The 3,098-nt window shown below is 59.7% G+C and carries 4 protein-coding genes; 1 reads left to right on the top strand and 3 read right to left on the bottom strand.

Going from position 1 to position 3,098, the window contains the following annotated elements; genetic code table 11:
• Positions 1-100: 100 nt before the first annotated feature.
• Positions 101-208, bottom strand: coding sequence for a DUF6880 family protein (locus H6X51_RS20455; protein ID WP_407925994.1), 108 nt, complete (start codon positions 206-208; stop codon positions 101-103).
• Positions 209-486: 278 nt separating this feature from the next.
• On the opposite strand from H6X51_RS20455, the gene H6X51_RS20170 reads away from it, so the two are divergent.
• Entirely contained in the window at positions 487-726 is a 240-nt protein-coding gene (locus H6X51_RS20170) for a S26 family signal peptidase (RefSeq protein ID WP_328795776.1), read from the top strand.
• A gap of 439 nt (positions 727-1,165) precedes the next feature.
• Here the strand turns inward: H6X51_RS20170 and H6X51_RS20385 are convergent, their stop codons facing one another.
• Entirely contained in the window at positions 1,166-2,110 is a 945-nt protein-coding gene (locus H6X51_RS20385) for a methyl-accepting chemotaxis protein (protein WP_328795775.1), read from the bottom strand.
• A gap of 73 nt (positions 2,111-2,183) precedes the next feature.
• The gene (locus H6X51_RS19675; protein ID WP_135101749.1) at positions 2,184-2,915 is read right to left on the bottom strand and encodes a TorF family putative porin; all 732 of its coding nucleotides are present in this window, start codon (positions 2,913-2,915) and stop codon (positions 2,184-2,186) included.
• Positions 2,916-3,098 lie beyond the last annotated feature (183 nt).

Raw genomic sequence — 3,098 nt, 5'->3', positions numbered from 1 at the left:
GGATCACCGCAAACAGGTTACTCGCCTGGGGATTCCCTTTCGACCCGAGCATCCGTATGAGACTCATGCTCGATTAGCGGGCTTTAATACTACATCAAGTCTACAGGCGTGCCCAAAAACTGCTTTTACGCCCATGCGCTGACTGCAATTGTTGCACGAATGCGTGATGCTCCAGCAGAGGGTCGAACACCTTGATTCGCCCGGCCAGCGCTTCCAGCTTTTTAAAATAGCGCGCGCCATGGCCGTAAGCCTTGCTAGCCCTGGGTTGGGCAACGCTCGCAACGTCGCTAACGCGGCTGGTCTACAAAACGTCCGACAGCGTGTCTGCCGGCTGGTATCGCACTTCGTCGGCCAATGCACCGGCTCCTAACGATCTGATGCTGGTTCACCGACCACCGGAGGCAATGCAATGGCTGCGCGGTACGGCTACCTACTGGCGAACGCACCGCTGTTGAAGACCGTGGCGGCGATGGTACCGCAGCACGTGTGCATACAAGGTCGTCAGAGGCGATACGCATCAATGGCGTCCTTGTTGCCAGACGCTTGCGCAGGGACCGACAGGGTCGCGCGCTACCAGCCTGGCAGACCTGCCAGCGCCTGGTTGTCGATGAACGGTTGCTCAGCAGCACCAACCAGAAGTCATTCGACAGTCGCGACTTAGGTCCGCTGCCTGTCGGCGCGGTGACCATTCGGGCGCAGCTCTTGTGGTCGGACTTATGTCGATGAGCTGTCCGTTATCGCGTCGATCTAGATGTCGATAGCGTGTGCTCAGCCTGCGCATTCAAGCACCGCGGACCTGCGGATACCTCTGCCCTCGGCTACCGCCTAGCGACTGCGAGGCCCTTAGTATCTCCAACCTGATTACCCTGCTCAGGCGCACAAAGGCACGGGAAAAGCGGAGGGCAAGATAAAAGGGGGCGGCACTTCGTTGGCCTGGAAAGCAGTCTGCACGGGGGTTGGAGGCGGCACTCAGTGAGCACATCGGCGTGCCATACAAAGCGCAAACACCCAGCAGCACTGGCCTTCACACGTGCCTAGCACTCCCCATTGCGATCAACTTGGAACAGCCATTAGTTCACATCAAAGCGAGCCTGACCGTCCGGAGGAAGTCGATTCCAACCGCCGCCACAAGCAGCTAGTGACCGAGATTGAGCATCTACTTCACTCACCGTCTCAACATCTCCTGAATCGCCTGGGTTGCATCACGAGTACGCCGCGCCAGGTTCTTCACTTCGTCGGCCACCACCGAAAAACCCCGCCCGACCTCCCCTGCTCTCGCCGCCTCAATGGCGGCGTTGAGTGCCAGCAAGTTAGTCTGCTCAGCAATGCTCTTGATCACCCCGACCACCTGGGCGATTTGTGCGTAGGTGGCCTGCATCGCTGCCTGCTCGCGCAGGCGCGCGGCTTCAGCCTGTTTCTCATCGCTGATATCGCGCACAGCACCAATCACCCGCTGCAGAACGCCATGTTCATCCCGCAAACAGCGACCGCGCTCACGGAACCAGATATAGCCGCGACTCTTGTGGTGCATGCGGTACTCGACGACATAGGAGCTGTCACTATCGCGGCTACGCATCAGCTCGTCGAAGTTGCGCATGACTACCTTTAGGTCGTCGCCATGGGCAATGCGGTAATAGCTGTCCCAGCCATCAGGCAATTCCTGCCGGTTGTAGCCGACCAAGGCAAGAAACTGATCGGTCCAACGCATCCGACTCTGTGGGTGCTCAGGATCGCCATCAGCCACCAGAAGCTCCCAGCAACCCTCGGTAAGGTTCTGCCGGGTCAGGTTCCAGACCTGCTCCTCACGTGCCCACTCCTGCAGCCTCTGCTCCTGCTGCCGCGAGAGCCCCCGAAGCTCGCCCAGCAGACACTGCAGTCGAGTTTGCTCCTGCTGGGTCTCTTGCAGCTGTACCTGCAGTTTTGCTGCAGACTCGATCTCGCAGGCATCTGCCAAGGAGTCGACCTCACTCGCCGGGTGTGCGAGGCGCTGCTCCAATAGCTCCAACGCCTGTCGCAACACTGGCTGCTCACGGAGGCTGGGGTAGGTCGGTAACTCCACCGCTCGCCCCTGCAAGAGGGCCCCCAGCAGTTCGGCCAGCTCCGCCGCCATCCTACCCGTCGCACGGGAAAACCACATGATTCGCCTCCCGGTGCGCCACCTTGCGATGGCGCACTTCACTGCGTTAGAAGGATTTGCTAACCGCAGCCACCAAGGTGGCCGAGCAAACATCGTCGAAGCCCATGTAGTTGGTGCACTCGGCCTGCGAAAGATCGGTGTCGATGTAGCTCAGCGACCAGTCCAGTTCCAGCAGCGAACGGCTCAATTTGACTTCCCACTCGTGGTAACTGTCACGGCTGCCGCCGTCGGCGGATATCCACACCGGATCCTTGTAATCGGCGACGCCGTAGCGCAGGTCCAGGCCAATGTCGTAAGGCAGCACGGTGCCGTAGCCGACGTAGCTGTAGAGCATGCTCTGATCACCAAACAGGTCGTCCGAATAGTAGGCGCCCAGTCGCACGCCATAGGCATTCAGCTCGGCGAAATACTCGCTGTAGTTCAGGTCGCTCTGGCGCGGATAGGTGTAGTCGATATAGGCGACGTCCAGCGCAACGTCGTCGCTGACCTGCCAGTAGTAGCCGGCGTAGTAATCCAGTTCCTGGCGGGTATGGCTGCCATAACCGAAGTCCACATTCGAGCTCCACACTCCGGCATATAGGCCACTGGTATGCATAAGCGTGGCCGAGCCTTGCAATGCAGGGTCGTTCTGGGTCTTCGAGATGCCGCGCGAGCGGTAGTCGCTGAACAATCCTGCCTCCAGCGCCAGGCTGAACTCCTCGTTTAGGTCGATGGCCTGAGCCAGCGTCCAAGGCGCCAGCAAGCTGCCAGCCAGGGCGAACGTCATCATGCACTTCATCGGGTATCTCCGTTGTTGTTGTAGTGGATCGGCGTGGGGACTGTGTGCACGCCAGGGTCTCCTGCGGGAGAAGGCCGGCCGCCAACGCGCAGGAAGCCGCACGCACACGTATAGGAAGAATAAACGCCCTTTTCACCCAAGTCCAACAGCTTTGGACCGCAGTTGACTCTTTCGACACCCCTG

Origin of the sequence: Halopseudomonas xiamenensis, from assembly GCF_014219065.1 — a bacterium.
GTDB classification, from domain to species: Bacteria; Pseudomonadota; Gammaproteobacteria; order Pseudomonadales; family Pseudomonadaceae; genus Halopseudomonas; species Halopseudomonas xiamenensis.
This window is presented reverse-complemented; position numbering and strand designations above follow the sequence as displayed.

What these genes read in the sequence shown, in the direction of transcription:
- H6X51_RS20385 (WP_328795775.1), bottom strand. Translation starts at nt 2,110, where the DNA reads ATGGCGGCGGAGCTGGCCGAACTGCTGGGGGCCCTCTTGCAGGGGCGA.
- H6X51_RS19675 (WP_135101749.1), bottom strand. Translation starts at nt 2,915, where the DNA reads ATGAAGTGCATGATGACGTTCGCCCTGGCTGGCAGCTTGCTGGCGCCT.